The sequence below is a fragment of the Pseudomonas sp. R3-57 genome (genome assembly GCF_051132065.1).
Classification (GTDB): domain Bacteria; phylum Pseudomonadota; class Gammaproteobacteria; order Pseudomonadales; family Pseudomonadaceae; genus Aquipseudomonas.
The window spans coordinates 1,487,726-1,505,583 of sequence record NZ_CP071655.1; the positions used below are offsets into that span (position 1 = coordinate 1,487,726).

Consider the following 17,858-nt stretch of genomic DNA (forward strand, 5'->3'; position numbering starts at 1 on the left):
ACCGACACCGGCCTTTGATCAGCATAGACAATCAGGTCGCCACATCCGTTAGCCTGGAGTTCTACACATGCATCCCCGCGTTCTTGAGGTCACCGAACGGCTTATCGCCCGCAGCCGCGCCACGCGTCAGGCTTACCTTGCACTGATTCGCGGCGCCGCCACTGACGGGCCGATGCGCGGCAAGCTGCAATGCGCCAACTTCGCCCATGGCGTGGCCGGCTGCGGCAGCGAAGACAAGCACAGCCTGCGGATGATGAACTCGGCGAACATCGCGATTGTGTCTTCGTATAACGACATGCTTTCGGCGCACCAGCCGTACGAAGTGTTCCCCCAGCAAATCAAGAACGCCCTGCGCGAAATCGGCTCGGTCGGCCAGTTCGCTGGCGGCACCCCTGCCATGTGCGACGGCGTGACCCAGGGCGAGCCGGGCATGGAACTGAGCCTGCCGAGCCGCGAAGTGATTGCCATGTCCACCGCCGTGGCGCTGTCGCACAACATGTTCGACGGTGCGCTGATGCTCGGCATCTGCGACAAGATCGTGCCGGGGCTGATGATGGGCTCGCTGCGCTTCGGTCATCTTCCAACCATTTTCGTGCCGGGCGGGCCGATGGTTTCGGGGATTTCCAACAAGGAAAAAGCCGACGTGCGGCAGAAGTACGCTGAGGGCAAGGCGACCCGCGAAGAGCTGCTGGAATCGGAGATGAAGTCCTACCACAGCCCGGGCACCTGCACCTTCTACGGCACCGCCAATACCAACCAGTTGCTGATGGAAGTCATGGGCCTGCACTTGCCGGGCGCGTCTTTCGTCAACCCGAACACGCCGCTGCGTGACGCGCTGACCCGCGAAGCCGCGCATCAGGTCACGCGCCTGACCAAGCAGAACGGCAACTTCATGCCGATCGGTGAAATCGTCGACGAGAAGGCGCTGGTCAACTCGATTGTTGCCCTGCACGCCACCGGCGGTTCAACCAACCACACCCTGCACATGCCAGCGATCGCCATGGCCGCGGGCATTCAGTTGACCTGGCAGGACATGGCCGATCTCTCCGAAGTCGTGCCGACCCTGAGCCACGTCTACCCGAACGGCAAAGCCGACATCAACCACTTCCAGGCCGCGGGCGGCATGTCGTTCCTGATCCGCGAACTGCTTGGCGCCGGCCTGCTGCACGAAGACGTCAACACCGTGCTTGGCCACGGTTTGAGCCAATACACCAAAGAACCATTCCTTGATAACGGTGAGCTGGTCTGGCGCGAAGGTCCGACCGACAGCCTCGACGAAAACATTCTGCGCCCGGTCGCCCGTGCGTTCTCGGCGGAGGGTGGTTTGCGCGTGATGGAGGGCAACCTCGGTCGCGGCGTGATGAAGGTCTCGGCGGTGGCGCTGGAAAACCAGATCGTCGAAGCGCCGGCGATGGTGTTCCAGGATCAGCAGGATCTGGCCGACGCGTTCAAGGCCGGTCTGCTGGAGAAGGATTTTGTTGCGGTGATGCGCTTCCAGGGCCCACGCTCCAACGGCATGCCCGAGCTGCACAAAATGACGCCGTTCCTCGGCGTGCTACAGGATCGCGGCTTCAAAGTCGCGCTGGTGACGGACGGGCGCATGTCCGGCGCGTCGGGGAAAATCCCGGCGGCGATTCACGTCAGCCCCGAAGCTTATGTCGGTGGCGCTTTGGCGCGGGTGCAAGAGGGCGATATCATCCGCGTCGATGGCGTCAAAGGCACCTTGGAACTGAAGGTCGACGCCGACGAATTTGCCGCGCGCGAACCTGCCAAAGGCCTGTTGGGCAACAACATCGGCAGCGGTCGCGAACTGTTCGGCTTCATGCGCATGGCCTTCAGCTCGGCGGAGCAGGGCGCCAGCGCCTTCACTTCTGCCCTGGAGACGCTTAATTGAAACTGGCTTTGGTCGGTGACATCGGAGGCACCAACGCACGTTTCGCGTTGTGGCAAAACCAGCAACTGCAATCGGTTCAGGTGCTGGCCACGGCCGACTTTGCCAGCCCGGAAGAGGCGATCAGCCTGTATCTGAGCGGGCTCGGTCTGGCGCCGGGGGCGATCGGCTCGGTGTGCCTGTCGGTGGCAGGTCCCGTCAGCGGCGATGAATTCAAGTTCACCAACAATCACTGGCGCCTGAGCCGCAGCGCGTTCTGCAAAACCTTGCAGGTCGAGCAGTTGTTGCTGACCAACGATTTTTCGGCGATGGCGCTGGGCATGACCCGCTTGCAGCCGGGCGAGTTCCGGGTGATCTGCGAGGGCACGCCGGAGCCGTTGCGACCGGCGGTGGTGATCGGCCCGGGCACCGGGCTGGGCGTCGGCACCTTGCTGGACCTCGGCGAAGGCCGCTTCGCGGCATTGCCGGGCGAGGGTGGTCATGTCGACCTGCCGCTGAGCAGCCCGCGGGAAACGCAACTGTGGCAGCACATCTACAACGAGATCGGCCATGTCAGCGCCGAGACTGCGTTGAGCGGCGGCGGCTTGCCGCGACTGTACCGGGCGATCTGCGCAGTCGACGGGCATGAGCCGACCCTCGACACGCCGGAAGCGATTACCGCGGCTGGTCTGGCGGGCGATCCGATTGCCCTCGAAGTCCTTGAGCAGTTCTGCTGCTGGCTCGGCCGCGTCGCCGGCAACAACGTGCTGACCACTGGCGCGCGCGGTGGGGTGTACATCGTTGGCGGGGTGATTCCACGCTTTGCTGACTTCTTCGCCAGCAGTGGTTTCGCCCGCTGCTTCGCCGACAAGGGCTGCATGAGCGATTACTTCAAAGGCATCCCGGTGTGGCTGGTGACGGCGCCGTATTCGGGCCTGGTCGGCGCCGGCGTGGCCCTCGACCAGGCTTGATACCGAGTCGCCTGCATCGCTGGCAAGCCAGCTCCCACAGATTTGTGAACGACACAGATCCTTGTGGGAGCTGGCTTGCCAGCGATGAGGCCAGAACAGACAACAAATTTCCAAGGTTCATCAGGCATAATCCGCCCCAATTCCAACAACAAGGATGCCTTCGAAGTGAGCTCAGTCAACAAGTCGATATTGTTGGTCGATGACGATCAGGAGATACGCGAGTTGCTGGAAACCTACCTGACCCGCGCCGGGTTTCAGGTACGCGCCACCGCCGACGGGGCCGGTTTCCGTCAGGCGCTCAACGAGGCGCCGAGCGATCTGGTGATTCTCGACGTCATGCTGCCCGACGAAGACGGCTTCAGCCTGTGCCGTTGGGTGCGCCAGCATCCGCGTCAGGCGCAGGTGCCGATCATCATGCTGACCGCCAGTTCCGACGAAGCCGACCGCGTGATCGGTCTGGAGCTCGGCGCTGACGATTACCTCGGCAAACCGTTCAGCCCGCGCGAGCTGCAAGCGCGGATCAAGGCCCTGCTGCGCCGCGCGCAATTCGCCCACGAACGCAGCGGCAGTGAAGTGCTGGCCTTCGACGAGTGGCGGCTGGACATGGTCAGTCATCGGCTGTTTCACACCGACGGCGAGGAAGTGATTCTCTCCGGTGCCGATTTCGCACTGCTCAAACTGTTCCTCGATCACCCGCAGGAAATCCTCGACCGCGACACCATTGGCAATGCCACCCGTGGCCGCGACCTGATGCCGCTCGATCGGATCGTCGACATGGCCGTCAGCCGCTTGCGCCAGCGTCTGCGCGACACCGAAAAACCGCCGCGGCTGATCCGCACCGTGCGCGGCAGCGGCTATCAACTGGCAGCCAACGTGGTTGCCGGCAATGCTCACTGAGTCGCTGCGCAGACTCGTCGCGAAAGTCCCAGTGCCACGCTCGTTGCTCGGGCGCATGTTGCTGTTGACCCTGCTCGCGGTGCTGTTTGCGCAAACCCTGTCGAGCGTGATCTGGGTTTCGCAGCTGCGCGCGACGCAGCTCGAAGGGCTGGTCACCAGCGCTCGCAGCCTGGCCCATTCGATGACCGCCAGCGTCAGCTATTTTCGCTCGCTGCCGGTGGCCTACCGGCCGCTGGTGCTCGACCAGTTGCGCAGCATGGGCGGTACGCGTTTTGTCGTGACCCTGAATGACAAACCGCTGGGCATGGACGTGCTGCCAGTCACCCCGCGCAAAGCGGCGGTGATGCAAGCGGTGGATGAAGTGCTGCGCCAGACCCTCGGGCATGACACCGATATCTCGGTGACCTTCGTCAGCCCCGAGGACCTGCGCATCTTCAATGCCGGCTTGAAGCTCGATGAGCTGCCGCGCTCGTGGGCGCATTACGCGCTGACGCTCGAGCCGGTCAATCCGCCGGTGCTGGTCACGCAAATTCAAATGGCCCCTGGCGAATGGCTGTACATCGCCTCGCTGTTGCCCGAGCCCTACACCAGTCTCGAAGAGCAAGGTCTGCCGTCGCAGCAGGTCTGGTTCATCGTGCTCACCAGCGGTTTTCTGCTGTTGTTCATTGGCCTGCTGGTGCACTGGCAGAGCCGCCCGCTCAAGCGTCTGGCGCGCTCGGCGCGGGATTTGTCGCTGGGCGCCGACGTCGAACCGGTGGCCGAGGGCGGCGGCAGCGAAGTGGTAGAAGTGGGCCGCGCGTTCAACACCATGCGCGAGCGCATCAGCCGTTACCTGACCGAACGCAGCCAGTTGTTCAGCGCGATTTCCCATGACCTGCGCACGCCAATCACCCGTTTGCGCTTGCGCGTCGAACTGCTCGAAGACGAAAAACTGCAAGCCAAGTTCGGCCGTGATCTGGATGAGCTGGAGCTGTTGGTCAAAGGCGCGCTGCAATGCGTCAAGGACACTGATATCCACGAGAACATCGAACCGGTGGATCTCAATCATGTGCTCGATTGTCTGGTCGAGCCGTACCTGGCACCGAACGGCAACGGCCGCGTGACCCAGCACGGCCGTGCGCTGACGGCGTATCCGGGCAAGCCATTGGCGTTGAAACGCTGCATCGGCAACCTGATCGATAACGCGCTCAAGTACGGGCAGAACGCGCATCTGCACATCGATGATGATGAAAGCGCGTTCGTGCTGCACGTCGACGACGAAGGCCCGGGCGTGCCGGAGCAGCGTTTGGAGCAGGTGTTCGAACCGCATTTCCGCTTGGCCGGGCAGCAGCAGGGTTATGGGCTGGGGCTGGGTATTGCGCGCAATATTGCTCACAGTCATGGTGGGGAAGTGACGTTGCAGAATCTGCGTGAAGGGGGGTTGCGGGTGACGTTGCAGTTGCCGCGCAGTGTGGATTAGTCAGACCGCGTTATCGTTCTTCGCGAGCAGGCTCGCTCCCACAGGTGATTGCGTTCCAACTGAAGGAATGCGGTGGAGTGTGGGAGCGAGCCTGCTCGCGAAGACGTCAGATGCATCAATACAAATGTCACAGGGCGGTGACAAACCCCGTCCCCTTCGTTACAAGCCCACCCCGGCCCGTTGTTTAGACTGCCCGCAGTCCTAACAACAAAAAGGGTCACTCCATGGACACCTTTCACCCAGGCTTCAGCAGTTGGCTGAACGCACCTGCCCACCAGCAATGGCTCGCCGCCGAAGGCTTGCGCCTGCTGGATTTCGCCAAGGCAGCACGACTTCCCGAAGGTTTCGGCAATCTCGACGAACGCGGCCGTTTGCCGGCAAACGCGCAAGCCGAAACCATGAACACCGCACGCATGACCCACAGCTTCGCCATGGCCCACATTCAGGGCCTGCCGGGGTTTGCCGAACTGGTCGACCACGGCATCGCCGCGTTGCGCGGGCCGTTGCGTGATGCGCTGCACGGTGGCTGGTTCGCGGTCGCCGAACACCGCGACGACAACACCGGCAAAAATGCCTACCTGCACGCCTTTGTCGCGTTGGCCGCCAGTTCCGCCGTGGTTGCACAGCGCCCCGGCGCCCAGGCTTTGCTGGATGACGCGATCGACATCATCGACACGTATTTCTGGAGCGAAGAAGAGGGCGCCATGCGCGAATTCTTCAACCGCGACTGGAGCGAAGAGGAGGCCTATCGCGGCGCCAACAGCAACATGCACGCCACCGAAGCGTTCCTCGCGCTCGCCGATGTCACCGAAGACCCGCGCTGGCTGGTGCGCGCCCAGCGCATCGTCGAACGCGTGATCCATGGTCACGCTGCGGCCAACGATTACAGGGTCATCGAACACTTCGATCGCGACTGGCAACCGCTGCGCGAATACAACCACGACAATCCCGCCGACGGCTTCCGTCCCTACGGCACCACGCCGGGCCACGGTTTCGAGTGGGCGCGGCTGTTGTTGCACCTCGAAGCGGCGCGGGTTCGGGCCGGCATGCTCACGCCGGGGTGGCTCGCCACTGACGCGCAAAAACTCTTCGACAACAACTGCCGCCACGGCTGGAACGTCGACGGTGCGCCGGGCATCGTTTACACCCTCGATTGGGCCAACAAAGCGGTGGTCCGCCATCGTTTGCACTGGACCCACGCCGAAGCCAGCGCCGCCGCGAGTGCCTTGCTCAAGCGCACCGGCGAGGCGCAATACGAGAACTGGTACCGACTGTTCTGGGAATTCTGCGATCTGCATTTCATCGACCGCTGCAACGGCAGCTGGCACCACGAACTCGATCCGCAGAACCGGCCAAGTGCCGATATCTGGCCGGGCAAGCCTGATCTGTATCACGCCTGGCAGGCCGTTTTGATTCCGCGATTGCCGCTGGCACCGAGCATGGCCATGGCTTTGGCGCAGTTATCCCAAGGCAGTCCTGTGTAACCATGTCGTGACATTTGCGCGTCCCTTCGTTACCTGCGAGGGGAAACGCTCTGTTTAAACTCCGTGCAGCGCAAGCACCAGACTTGCAATGCATAACAACAAGAAAGGTACATTTCGAATGAATGCGATTTCTCGCCTCGCTACTGTCATTTCTGTCGCCTCCCTGTTCCCGCTCGCAATCCTGCCGCTCAGTGTTTCCGCTGCCGAATCCAAAGGTTCGGTCGAAGTCGTGCACTGGTGGACCTCCGGTGGCGAAAAAGCCGCCGTCGATGTGCTCAAGGCTCAAGTCGAAAAAGACGGTTTCACCTGGAAGGATGGCGCTGTCGCCGGTGGTGGCGGTGCGACTGCCATGACCGTGCTGAAAAGCCGTGCCGTTGCCGGCAACCCGCCGGGCGTTGCGCAGATCAAAGGTCCGGACATCCAGGAATGGGCGTCAACCGGCCTGCTCGACACCGACGTTTTGAAAGACGTCGCCAAGTCGGAAAAGTGGGACAGCCTGCTCGACAAGAAAGTCTCCGACACCGTCAAGTACGACGGTGATTACGTGGCCGTGCCGGTGAACATTCACCGCGTCAACTGGCTGTGGATCAACCCGGAAGTGTTCAAGAAAGCCGGGATCACCAAGAACCCGACCACTCTTGAAGAGTTCTATGCCGCTGGCGACAAGCTGAAAGCCGCAGGCTTCATTCCGCTCGCCCACGGCGGTCAGCCTTGGCAGGACAGCACCGTGTTCGAAGCCGTGGTGCTCTCGGTCATGGGGGTCGACGGTTACAAGAAAGCCCTGGTCGATCTCGACAACAAAGCGCTGACCGGCCCGGAAATGGTCAAGGCGCTGACCGAGTTGAAGAAAGTCGCGACCTACATGGACGCTGACGGCAAAGGTCAGGACTGGAACCTCGAAGCGGCCAAGGTCATCAACGGCAAGGCTGGCATGCAAATCATGGGTGACTGGGCCAAGTCCGAATGGACCGCGGCCAGGAAAGTCGCCGGCAAGGACTACGAGTGCGTAGCGTTCCCGGGCACCGACAAAGCGTTCACCTACAACATCGACTCGCTCGCCGTGTTCAAGCAGAAGGACGCAGGTACTGCGGCCGGTCAGCAGGACATCGCTAAAGTCGTGCTGGGTGAAAACTTCCAGAAAGTCTTCAGCATCAACAAAGGCTCGATCCCGGTACGCAACGACATGTTGAACAACATGGACAAGCTCGGCTTCGACTCCTGCGCACAGACCGCTGCCAAAGACTTCCTCGCGGACGCCAAGTCCGGCGGCCTGCAACCGAGCATGGCGCACAACATGGCGACCACGCTGGCGGTGCAGGGCGCGTTCTTTGACGTAGTCACCAACTACATCAACGACCCGAAAGCCGACCCGGCCGATGCGGCGAAGAAACTCGGCGCGGCGGTTCAGTCAGCCAAATAGGCGCCTTGGCGGCGAGCTGCAAGCTACGAGCTTCAAGCTGCAAGTTAAAAGCTTGCGCGATGTCGGTCTTGCAGCTTGCAGCTTGTAGCTGTTCTTCTCTTTTTTTATGGATTTGCTCATGAGTTCTGTTGCTGTGTTCAGCAAGGCCTCGCCGTTCGATGCATTGCAGCGCTGGCTACCGAAACTGGTGCTGGCGCCGAGCATGTTCATCGTGCTGGTGGGCTTCTATGGCTACATCCTGTGGACGTTCATTCTGTCGTTCACTACCTCGACTTTTCTGCCCAACTACAAGTGGGCCGGTCTGGCGCAATACGCACGGTTGTTCGACAACGACCGCTGGTGGGTCGCGAGCAAGAACCTTGCGGTGTTCGGCGGCATGTTCATCGGCATCACCCTGGTGATCGGTGTGCTGCTGGCGGTGTTCCTCGACCAGCGCATCCGTCGCGAAGGCTTTATCCGCACCATTTACCTGTACCCGATGGCGCTCTCGATGATCGTTACCGGTACCGCCTGGAAATGGCTGCTCAACCCGGGCATGGGCCTGGACAAATTGTTGCGTGACTGGGGCTGGGAAGGCTTCCGTCTCGACTGGCTGATCGACCCTGATCGCGTGGTCTACTGCCTGGTGATCGCCGCTGTATGGCAGGCCTCGGGCTTCATCATGGCGATGTTCCTCGCCGGCCTGCGTGGCGTCGATCAATCGATCATCCGTGCCGCGCAAATCGACGGCGCGAGCATGCCGCGCATCTACTGGAAAGTGGTGCTGCCCAGCCTGCGTCCGGTGTTCTTCAGTGCGGTGATGATTCTGGCGCACATTGCGATCAAGAGCTTCGACCTCGTCGCCGCGATGACCGCGGGCGGTCCGGGTTATTCCTCCGACCTGCCAGCGATGTTCATGTATTCCTTCACCTTCAGTCGCGGCCAGATGGGCATGGGCTCGGCCAGTGCGATTCTGATGCTCGGTGCGATCCTCGCGATCATCGTGCCTTACCTGTATTCCGAGCTGAGGACCAAGCGCAATGACTAGTCTCGCTGCCAAACCTGCGATCAGCTTCAGCCGCATCGCGATCTACGCGGTGCTGATCCTCGCGGTATTCCTCTATCTGGTGCCGCTGGTGGTCATGTTGCTCACCAGCTTCAAGACCCCGGAAGACATCAGCACCGGCAACCTGTTGAGCTGGCCGACCGTGGTCAGCGGCATCGGCTGGGTCAAGGCCTGGGCTACCGTTGACGGCTACTTCTGGAACTCGATCAAGATCACCGTGCCGGCCGTGATCATCTCCACCGCCATCGGTGCGTTGAACGGTTACGTACTGTCGATGTGGCGCTTCCGTGGTTCGCAGCTGTTCTTCGGTCTGCTGCTGTTCGGCTGCTTCCTGCCGTTCCAGACCGTGCTGCTGCCGGCCTCGTTCACCCTCGGCAAGATGGGTCTGGCGAGCACCACCACTGGCCTGGTTTTCGTGCACGTGGTTTACGGCCTGGCGTTCACCACGCTGTTCTTCCGTAACTACTACGTGAGCATCCCCGATGCGCTGGTCAAGGCGGCGCGTCTGGACGGTGCCGGTTTCTTCACGATTTTCCGCCGGATCATTCTGCCGATGTCGACGCCGATCATCATGGTCTGCCTGATCTGGCAGTTCACCCAGATCTGGAACGACTTCCTCTTCGGTGTGGTGTTCTCCAGCGGCGATTCGCAGCCGATCACCGTGGCGCTGAACAACCTGGTCAATACCAGCACCGGCGCCAAGGAATATAACGTGGACATGGCAGCGGCGATGATCGCCGGCCTGCCGACCCTGCTGGTCTATGTGGTCGCAGGCAAGTATTTCGTGCGCGGGCTGACGGCCGGCGCGGTCAAGGGGTAATCATGGCAACGCTCGAACTTCGCAACGTCAACAAGACTTACGGTGCCGGCCTGCCGGACACCCTGAAGAACATCGAACTGTCGATCAAGGACGGCGAATTCCTGATCCTCGTCGGCCCGTCGGGCTGCGGCAAATCGACCTTGATGAACTGCATCGCCGGTCTGGAAACCATTACCGGCGGCGCGATCATGATCGGCGATCAGGACGTCAGCGGCATGAGCCCCAAGGATCGTGACATCGCCATGGTGTTCCAGTCCTACGCGCTGTACCCGACCATGAGCGTGCGCGAGAACATCGAGTTCGGCCTGAAGATCCGCAAGATGCCGCAGGCAGCGATCGACGAAGAAGTCGCGCGCGTGGCCAAGCTGCTGCAGATCGAACACTTGCTCAACCGCAAGCCGGGTCAGCTCTCCGGCGGGCAGCAACAGCGCGTGGCGATGGGCCGTGCGCTGGCACGTCGACCGAAGATCTACCTGTTCGACGAACCGCTGTCCAACCTCGACGCCAAGCTGCGCGTCGAGATGCGCACCGAAATGAAACTGATGCACCAGCGTCTGAAAACCACCACCGTTTACGTGACCCACGACCAGATCGAAGCGATGACCCTGGGCGATAAAGTCGCGGTGATGAAAGACGGAATCATTCAGCAGTTCGGTACCCCTAAGGATATCTACAACGATCCGGCCAACCTGTTCGTCGCCAGCTTCATCGGCTCGCCGCCGATGAACTTCATTCCGCTGCGCTTGCAGCGCAAGGACGGGCGTTTGCTGGCGCTGCTTGACAGCGGCCAGGCGCGTTGCGAGTTGCCGATGAGCATGCAGGACGCCGGGCTTGAAGACCGCGAAGTGATCCTCGGCCTGCGCCCTGAGCAGATCTGTCTGGCAAGCGGCGAGGGCAATGGCCTGCCGAGCATTCGTGCTGAAGTGCAAGTCACTGAACCGACCGGTCCGGACACCCTGGTGTTCGTCAATTTGAATGACACCAAAGTCTGCTGCCGACTGGCGCCAGACGTGGCACCGCAGGTGGGCGAGAGCCTGACGCTGCAGTTCGATCCGTCGAAAGTGTTGTTGTTTGATGCCAAAACCGGTGAGCGCCTCGGCACTGCCGGCCAACCGCAGACCGATGCGCGGCCTGCGAACGTGGCGCAATTCAAAGGCCGCTGAAAAACATGGTTGGAATGCTGTCCTGTGGGAGCTGGCCTGCCAGCGATGCGGGCAACTCGGTCGGTCGTCGAACCGGGTCGATGCCATCGCTGGCAGGCCAGCTCCCACAAGGATCGGTTCCACAAAAAGGAGCACGCGGTGGATTGCCTGTAATCCATCGCACTTTATGTAAACCGCGTTAGATAAAAACAGTTAATAACAATAAAGACGAGGATGTAGGGATGAAAAAGAAACACGTCAATGCCCGGTTGATCTGCCAGGTTTCTGCGGCGGCAGCACTGGTGCTGGCCGGTAACGCGATGGCGGCGGATGCGTTCAGCTCCGACTCCAAATGGATGACCGGTGACTGGGGCGGTGAGCGGACCAAGCTGATCGAGCAGGGTATCGACATCAAGGCTGACTACGTTGGGGAAGTCGGTGGCAACCTGAACGGTGGGTACAACGACGACAAGACCGCGCGTTACGCTGACCAGTTCGGTCTGGGCGTGGCACTCGACCTGCAAAAGCTGTGGGGCTGGGACAACACCCAGGCGAAGATCCAGCTGACCAACCGTAACGGTTACAACATCTCCAACGACCGCGTTGGCGATCCGCGTGCCGGCACCCTCAGCTCCTCGCAGGAAGTCTACGGTCGTGGGCACATGGTGCGTCTGACCCAGTTGTGGATTCAGCACCAGTTCTTCGACAACAAACTCGACGTCAAGGCCGGTTACTTCGGTGAAGGCGAAGACTTCAACACCTTCCCGTGCGACTTCCAGAACCTCGCGTTCTGCGGTTCGCAAGTGGGTAACTGGGCAACCAACATCTGGTACAACTGGCCCGTCAGCCAGGCTGCGATTCGTGTGAAGTACAACATCAACGACGAGCTCTACGCGCAGATCGGTGCGTACAACCAGAACCCGTCGCAGCTGGAACACGGCAACGGCTTCAAACTCAGCGGCAGCGGCACCAAGGGTACTGTTCTGCCGGTCGAACTGGTCTGGTCGCCGAAGGTCAACAGCCTGCCGGGCGAATACCGCGTCGGTTACTACAAGAGCACGGCTGATGCCGACGACGTTCGCGAAGACGTCAACGGTTTCGACGCAGCGACCACGGGCGACGCCTACAAGTCGCACAACAGCAAGAGCGGTTACTGGTTCGTCGCGCAACAGCAACTCACCAGCCACAACGGTGACGCCACTCGCGGCCTGAACATCGCGGCCAACGCGACCTTCCACGACAAGGACACCAACTTCATCGATAACTACCAGTCGGTGATGTTTGTCTACAAAGGTCCGTTCGATGCCCGTCCGAAAGATGACATCGGTATCGGTGCGGCGCGTATCCACGTCAACGATGACGTGAAGAAAAACGCCGAGCTGCTGAACGCTTCCAACGGTGTGTCGGACTACGACAATCCAGTGTTCTCGCCGATTCGTGAAACCGAATACAACTACGAGCTCAACTACGGCTTCCACGTCACCAACTGGCTGACCGTGCGTCCCAACCTGCAATACATCACTCATCCGGGCGGTGTGGATGAAGTGGACAACGCTTTGGTCGCTGGCCTGAAAATTCAGTCAACGTTCTAACGCGTCTGCGATAAGCTCCTCTCTATGTGCGCATATTTGCGGACAGCCCAGGCTGTCCGCTTTTTTTTGAGGGGCGGTAATCCCCGTAACACGTGAATTCGGAACCGTGGCCAATGCATGAGCATCCGCTGCAACGCTTCTTCAAATCCCTGCGCGAGCGACCGGTGTTCGCCTGGGAACGCTATCAGCTGCGCGATGTGCTGGTGATCGATCATCCGTTATGTCAGGCGGTGTTCAGTCGGCAGGGCGCGCAATTACTGCACTTTCAGCCGCGCGGGCAAAAACCGTGGTTGTGGTGCGCGGCGAAGTGGCCGCATGTCGGCGCGATCCGCGGCGGTGTGCCGGTGTGCTGGCCGTGGTATGGCCGTCATCCCAGCGAAAATGCGTGGCCGTCGCATGGCTGGGCGCGCCTGCTCGACTGGAAACTGCTCGACAGCAGCAGCGCCGAGGACGGCGTGCGCCTGCACTGGCAATTGCAACTGTGCGACTGGCAGGTCGACCTGCACGCGCACCTGGGCGAACGCATGGAATTGCGCTTGAGCACCGAGCATCAGGACGACATGCCGTGCCAGTTGAGCCAGGCTTTGCATGCTTACTGGCGTATTGGCGATGTTGGTGAGATAGCGCTGTCTGGGCTCGAAGGTGCGCAGGGTTATGATCAGTTGAATCGTCAGGTTTGCCAGCAGGAAGGCGAATTGCGCGTGGAGGGCGGCTGCCAGCGGGTGTTTCAGCATGACGGCGAATTGCAGCTCAAGGATCACGCCTGGCAGCGCGAGTTGTGCATCGATACCGGCGACAGCGGCGACACCGTGGTCTGGCATCCGGGCGCGCGGCCGTTGCTCGGGGTGAGCTGGGATGAGATATCCGAGTTTGTCTGTGTGGAAGCGGCGGCGGGCGGGACGGACAGCCTGCATCTGGCGCCGGGGGAAAAGGCGCATTTGAGTTTGCAGGCGTGGGCGGCGGCCTGATCGTTCCCACGCTCCGCGTGGGAATGCAGCCCGGGACGCTCTGCGTCCCCTTCGGAGCTGGAACGCGGAGCGTCCCTTGAGGCATTCCCACGCAGAGCGTGGGAACGATCAGCCGTCAGAGATCAGTTGAACTCATCCCCAACCGGATACCGGCTGGCATTCAAACTCTCTTTGATCTTGCGCAGATGCGGCTGGAAATCCACGCCACGGCGCAAGGTCATCCCCGTCGCCAACACATCCAGCACGGTCAACTGAATGATCCGCGAGGTCATCGGCATATAGATGTCGGTGTCTTCCGGCAGCGGAATGTTCAGGCTCAGGGTGCTGGCCTTGGCCAGCGGCGAATTCTCTGCGGTCAGGCCCAATACCGACGCGCCATTCTCGCGTGCGATACGTGCCACTTCCACCAGTTCACGGGTGCGCCCGGTGTAGGAAATAATCACGAACAGCTCGCCGGTGTGCGCCACCGAAGCGATCATTCGCTGCATCAGCACATCGGCGTGCGCGGTCACCGCCAGGTTGAAGCGGAAGAACTTGTGCTGCGCATCCAGCGCCACCGGGGCCGAAGCGCCGAGGCCGAAGAAGTGGATTTGCCGGGCCTGGATCAACAGGTCGACGGCGCGGCTGATCAGGTTCGGGTCGAGTGCCTGACACGCGCTGTCCAGCGAGGCGATGGCGCTGCCGAAGATCTTCTGCGTGTAGGCTTCGGGATTGTCGTCGGCCTCGACCGCGCGGCTGACGTACGCCGCGCCGCTGGCCAGGCTCTGCGCCAGTTGCAGCTTGAGTTCGGGGTAGCCGCTGACACCGAACGAGCGGCAGAAACGGTTGACCGTCGGCTCGCTCACCGATGCCGCCTGGGCGAGGGCGGCGATGCTGAAGCGGGTGGCCTGCTGCGGGTTGAGCAGAATCACCTCGGCGACCTTACGTTCGGCCTTGTTCAGCTCTTCAAGGCGACTCTGGATCTGTTCCAGTAAATTTCGCACGCGGTCCATATGGAATTCCTGATTCACCGACGCAAAGGTGCGCCGGGCTATGCAAATTGGGCCTTTGATATGGCCCGTAACGGTGGCCTATCCTACTGATGCGTCCGAGCGTCCACCACTCGGAATCTGTATTTTGCGAAAATGTTGTGGTTATTACTACATTTTCCCTTGAGTGATGCCTTGAAAAAAGGTATTTGTAGCTTAACTTGATAAAAGAACAAACATCATGCCTTCGATTACGGTTGAACCGTGCACCTTTGCCTTGTTCGGCGCCCTTGGCGATCTCGCCCTGCGCAAGCTGTTTCCTGCCCTTTATCACCTCGATGGCGCTGACCTGTTGCACGAGGACACGCGCATCATCGCGCTGGCCCGTGAAGCCGGCAGCGAGCAGCAACACATGGCGTTCATCGCCGCCGAACTGCGCCGCTACGTCGGCAAAGAGCTGAACGAAACCGTGGCCGAGCGTTTTCTCGCGCGCCTGACTTACCTGCACGTCGATTTCCTCAAGGCTGAAGACTATGTTGCGCTGGCGGAACTGGCCGGCAGCAGCCAACGCATGATTGCCTACTTCGCCACGCCGGCAGCCGTATACGGCGCGATCTGCGAGAACCTGGAGAAAGTCGGTCTGGCCGCGAACACCCGCGTGGTGCTGGAAAAGCCGATCGGCTCCGACCTCGAATCTTCGCGCAAGGTCAATGACGCCGTGGCGCAGTTCTTCCCGGAAGACCGCACCTACCGTATCGACCACTACCTGGGCAAAGAAACCGTTCAGAACCTGATCGCCCTGCGTTTCGCCAACAGCCTGTTCGAAACCCAGTGGAACCAGAATTACATCTCCCACGTGGAAATCACCGTGGCTGAGAAGGTCGGCATCGAAGGCCGTTGGGGCTATTTCGACAAGGCCGGCCAGTTGCGCGACATGATCCAGAATCACCTGTTGCAGCTGCTCTGCCTGATCGCCATGGACCCGCCGGCCGACCTGTCCGCCGACAGCATCCGTGACGAGAAAGTGAAAGTGCTCAAGGCGCTGGCGCCGATCAGCCCGGAAGGCCTGACCACGCAAGTGGTGCGCGGCCAGTACATCGCCGGCTACAGCGAAGGCAAATCCGTTCCGGGTTACCTCGAAGAACCGAATTCCAATACCCAGAGCGACACCGAAACCTTCGTCGCCCTGCGTGCCGACATCCGCAACTGGCGCTGGGCCGGCGTGCCGTTCTATTTGCGCACCGGCAAGCGCATGCCGCAGAAGCTGTCGCAGATCGTCATCCACTTCAAGGAACCGTCGCACTACATTTTCGCCCCGGAGCAGCGCCTGCAAATCAGCAACAAACTGATCATCCGCCTGCAACCGGACGAAGGCATTTCCTTGCGTGTGATGACCAAGGAGCAGGGCCTGGACAAAGGCATGCAGCTGCGCAGCGGGCCGCTGCAACTGAATTTCTCCGACACCTGGCGTAGCGCGCGGATCCCCGATGCCTACGAGCGGTTGTTGCTGGAAGTGATGAACGGCAATCAGAACCTGTTTGTCCGTAAAGATGAAATCGAAGCCGCGTGGAAGTGGTGTGACCAGCTGATCGCCGGGTGGAAAAAATCCGGTGACGCGCCCAAGCCGTACGCGGCCGGGTCGTGGGGGCCGATGAGCTCCATCGCACTGATCACGCGGGACGGGAGGTCGTGGTATGGCGATATCTGATGTGCAACTGCCTGCGGGCGTCAATGCCCATGAATTCAACAGCCCGATGTCGTTGGCCGAAGGCCTGGCGCTGAACGTGGCGGCGCAATTGCGCGAAGCCATTGGCGCACGTGGCAACGCGGTATTGGTGGTGTCCGGCGGTCGTAGCCCGGTGGCGTTTTTCCAGCACCTGGCGAAAGCGGATCTGGACTGGTCGAAGGTCATCGTGACCCTCGCCGACGAGCGCTGGGTGCCGGTCGAACACGCCGACAGCAATGCCGGCCTGCTCAAGCAATACCTGCTCAAAGGGCCGGCGGCCAAGGCGCAATTTCTCAGTCTCTACAGCGCGGCAGCCAACGTTGAGCAGGCCGCCGAACAGGCTGACCGTTTGCTCGCCGAGCTGCCGCCGATCGACGTGCTGGTGCTGGGCATGGGCGACGACGGCCACACCGCGTCGCTGTTCCCCGACAGCCCCAATCTGACCGAAGCCTTGCAGGCCGACGGCACGCGCCGTTGCTGGCCGATGCTGGCGCCAAGCGTGCCGCGTCAACGCCTGACCATGAGCCGGGCACTGCTGGCCTCGGCGAAACACAAGATCCTGTCGATTTCCGGTCAGTCGAAACTGACCACCCTGAATGCCGCGCTGGCATCCGATGACGTCGCGGCCATGCCGGTGCGCGCATTCCTGCAACCTACGTTAGAGATTTACTGGTGCCCATGAGCCAAGGAACAGCCGCTATGACAATTGCATCCCCAACCGTTTCCATGGCGGACAAAGTTGCCCTGATCGACAGCCTCTGCGCCAAGGCGCGGATCCTGCCGGTGATCACCATCGCCCGCGAACAGGACGTGCTGCCACTGGCCGACGCCCTCGCCGCCGGTGGCTTGACCGCGCTGGAAGTGACCCTGCGTTCGCAGTTCGGCCTCAAGGCCATCCAGATCCTGCGCGAACAGCGTCCGGAACTGATGACCGGTGCCGGCACCGTGCTCGATCGCAACATGCTCGCGGCGGCGGAAGCGGCCGGTTCGCAATTCATCGTCACTCCAGGCATCACCCGTGACCTGCTCGAAGCCAGCGTCGACAGCCCGATTCCGCTGTTGCCGGGGATCAGCAACGCCTCCGGCATCATGGAAGGCTACGGTCTGGGTTATCGCCGCTTCAAGCTGTTCCCGGCGGAAGTCAGCGGCGGCGTGGCGGCGATCAAGGCCCTTGGCGGCCCGTTCGGCGAAGTGAAATTCTGCCCGACCGGCGGCGTCGGCCCGGCCAACATCAAGAGCTACATGGCGCTGAAAAACGTCATGTGCGTGGGCGGTAGCTGGATGCTCGATCCGGAGTGGATCAAGAACGGCGACTGGGCACGTATTCAGGAGTGCACCGCTGAAGCCTTGGCGCTGCTGGACTGATACCGCCGGATTCAATTGTTACCTGACACTTCGTTGTGTGTTCTACGGCTTTACGGTGCGCTTGGTCGGTGCACCGTTTTTTTTGCCTGAAAAAAGCGCCAGGAAATCATGCGATACACAGTTACCGCACG

Annotated in this window: 15 protein-coding genes; 14 read left to right on the forward strand and 1 reads right to left on the reverse strand. The window is 61.2% G+C overall.

Annotated elements, in window-relative coordinates; genetic code table 11:
- Positions 1–67: 67 nt before the first annotated feature.
- The 11 genes from edd (at position 68) to J3P93_RS06845 (ending at position 13,668) form a co-directional block, all read left to right on the forward strand.
- A complete protein-coding gene (gene edd, locus J3P93_RS06795; RefSeq protein ID WP_203419216.1) occupies positions 68–1,894 on the forward strand; it encodes a phosphogluconate dehydratase in 1,827 nt (608 codons plus the stop codon).
- Positions 1,891–2,841 carry a glucokinase gene (locus J3P93_RS06800; protein WP_434596047.1) on the forward strand — a complete coding sequence of 317 codons (951 nt, stop codon included), beginning with the start codon at positions 1,891–1,893 and terminating at the stop codon, positions 2,839–2,841. Before edd ends, J3P93_RS06800 begins: the two co-directional genes overlap by 4 nt.
- A 165-nt stretch (positions 2,842–3,006) precedes the next feature.
- Positions 3,007–3,738 carry a response regulator gene (locus J3P93_RS06805; RefSeq protein WP_434596049.1) on the forward strand — a complete coding sequence of 244 codons (732 nt, stop codon included), beginning with the start codon at positions 3,007–3,009 and terminating at the stop codon, positions 3,736–3,738.
- Positions 3,728–5,197 (forward strand): ATP-binding protein, encoded by a 1,470-nt coding sequence (locus tag J3P93_RS06810; RefSeq protein WP_434596051.1) that lies wholly within the window; start codon positions 3,728–3,730, stop codon positions 5,195–5,197. Before J3P93_RS06805 ends, J3P93_RS06810 begins: the two co-directional genes overlap by 11 nt.
- A gap of 224 nt (positions 5,198–5,421) precedes the next feature.
- Entirely contained in the window at positions 5,422–6,681 is a 1,260-nt protein-coding gene (locus J3P93_RS06815) for an AGE family epimerase/isomerase (protein ID WP_434596053.1), read from the forward strand.
- A 118-nt stretch (positions 6,682–6,799) separates the two neighbouring features.
- Entirely contained in the window at positions 6,800–8,101 is a 1,302-nt protein-coding gene (locus tag J3P93_RS06820; RefSeq protein WP_093099046.1) for an ABC transporter substrate-binding protein, read from the forward strand.
- A 118-nt stretch (positions 8,102–8,219) separates the two neighbouring features.
- Positions 8,220–9,128 carry a carbohydrate ABC transporter permease gene (locus J3P93_RS06825; RefSeq protein ID WP_042607263.1) on the forward strand — a complete coding sequence of 303 codons (909 nt, stop codon included), beginning with the start codon at positions 8,220–8,222 and terminating at the stop codon, positions 9,126–9,128.
- Entirely contained in the window at positions 9,121–9,966 is an 846-nt protein-coding gene (locus J3P93_RS06830; RefSeq protein ID WP_016773534.1) for a carbohydrate ABC transporter permease, read from the forward strand. The genes J3P93_RS06825 and J3P93_RS06830 overlap by 8 nt, the downstream gene beginning before the upstream one ends.
- Before the next feature lie 2 nt (positions 9,967–9,968).
- Entirely contained in the window at positions 9,969–11,129 is a 1,161-nt protein-coding gene (locus tag J3P93_RS06835; RefSeq protein WP_434596056.1) for an ABC transporter ATP-binding protein, read from the forward strand.
- A 221-nt stretch (positions 11,130–11,350) separates the two neighbouring features.
- Positions 11,351–12,700 carry a carbohydrate porin gene (locus tag J3P93_RS06840; RefSeq protein WP_434596058.1) on the forward strand — a complete coding sequence of 450 codons (1,350 nt, stop codon included), beginning with the start codon at positions 11,351–11,353 and terminating at the stop codon, positions 12,698–12,700.
- Between the two features lie 113 nt (positions 12,701–12,813).
- Positions 12,814–13,668 (forward strand): D-hexose-6-phosphate mutarotase, encoded by an 855-nt coding sequence (locus J3P93_RS06845; protein ID WP_336355260.1) that lies wholly within the window; start codon positions 12,814–12,816, stop codon positions 13,666–13,668.
- A gap of 122 nt (positions 13,669–13,790) precedes the next feature.
- Here the strand turns inward: J3P93_RS06845 and J3P93_RS06850 are convergent, their stop codons facing one another.
- A complete protein-coding gene (locus J3P93_RS06850; protein ID WP_169842436.1) occupies positions 13,791–14,651 on the reverse strand; it encodes a MurR/RpiR family transcriptional regulator in 861 nt (286 codons plus the stop codon).
- A gap of 226 nt (positions 14,652–14,877) precedes the next feature.
- Between J3P93_RS06850 and zwf the strand changes: the two genes are divergently transcribed.
- From zwf to J3P93_RS06865, 3 genes are read left to right on the forward strand one after another with little or no spacing between them, the layout of a single operon-like run.
- Positions 14,878–16,344, forward strand: coding sequence for a glucose-6-phosphate dehydrogenase (gene zwf / locus J3P93_RS06855; protein ID WP_434596060.1), 1,467 nt, complete (start codon positions 14,878–14,880; stop codon positions 16,342–16,344).
- Complete coding sequence (gene pgl / locus J3P93_RS06860; protein ID WP_434596061.1) at positions 16,331–17,044, forward strand: 6-phosphogluconolactonase; 714 nt, start codon at positions 16,331–16,333, stop codon at positions 17,042–17,044. The genes zwf and pgl overlap by 14 nt, the downstream gene beginning before the upstream one ends.
- 17 nt (positions 17,045–17,061) lie before the next feature.
- Positions 17,062–17,727 (forward strand): bifunctional 4-hydroxy-2-oxoglutarate aldolase/2-dehydro-3-deoxy-phosphogluconate aldolase, encoded by a 666-nt coding sequence (locus tag J3P93_RS06865; protein ID WP_090285536.1) that lies wholly within the window; start codon positions 17,062–17,064, stop codon positions 17,725–17,727.
- The last annotated feature ends 131 nt before the right edge of the window (positions 17,728–17,858 follow it).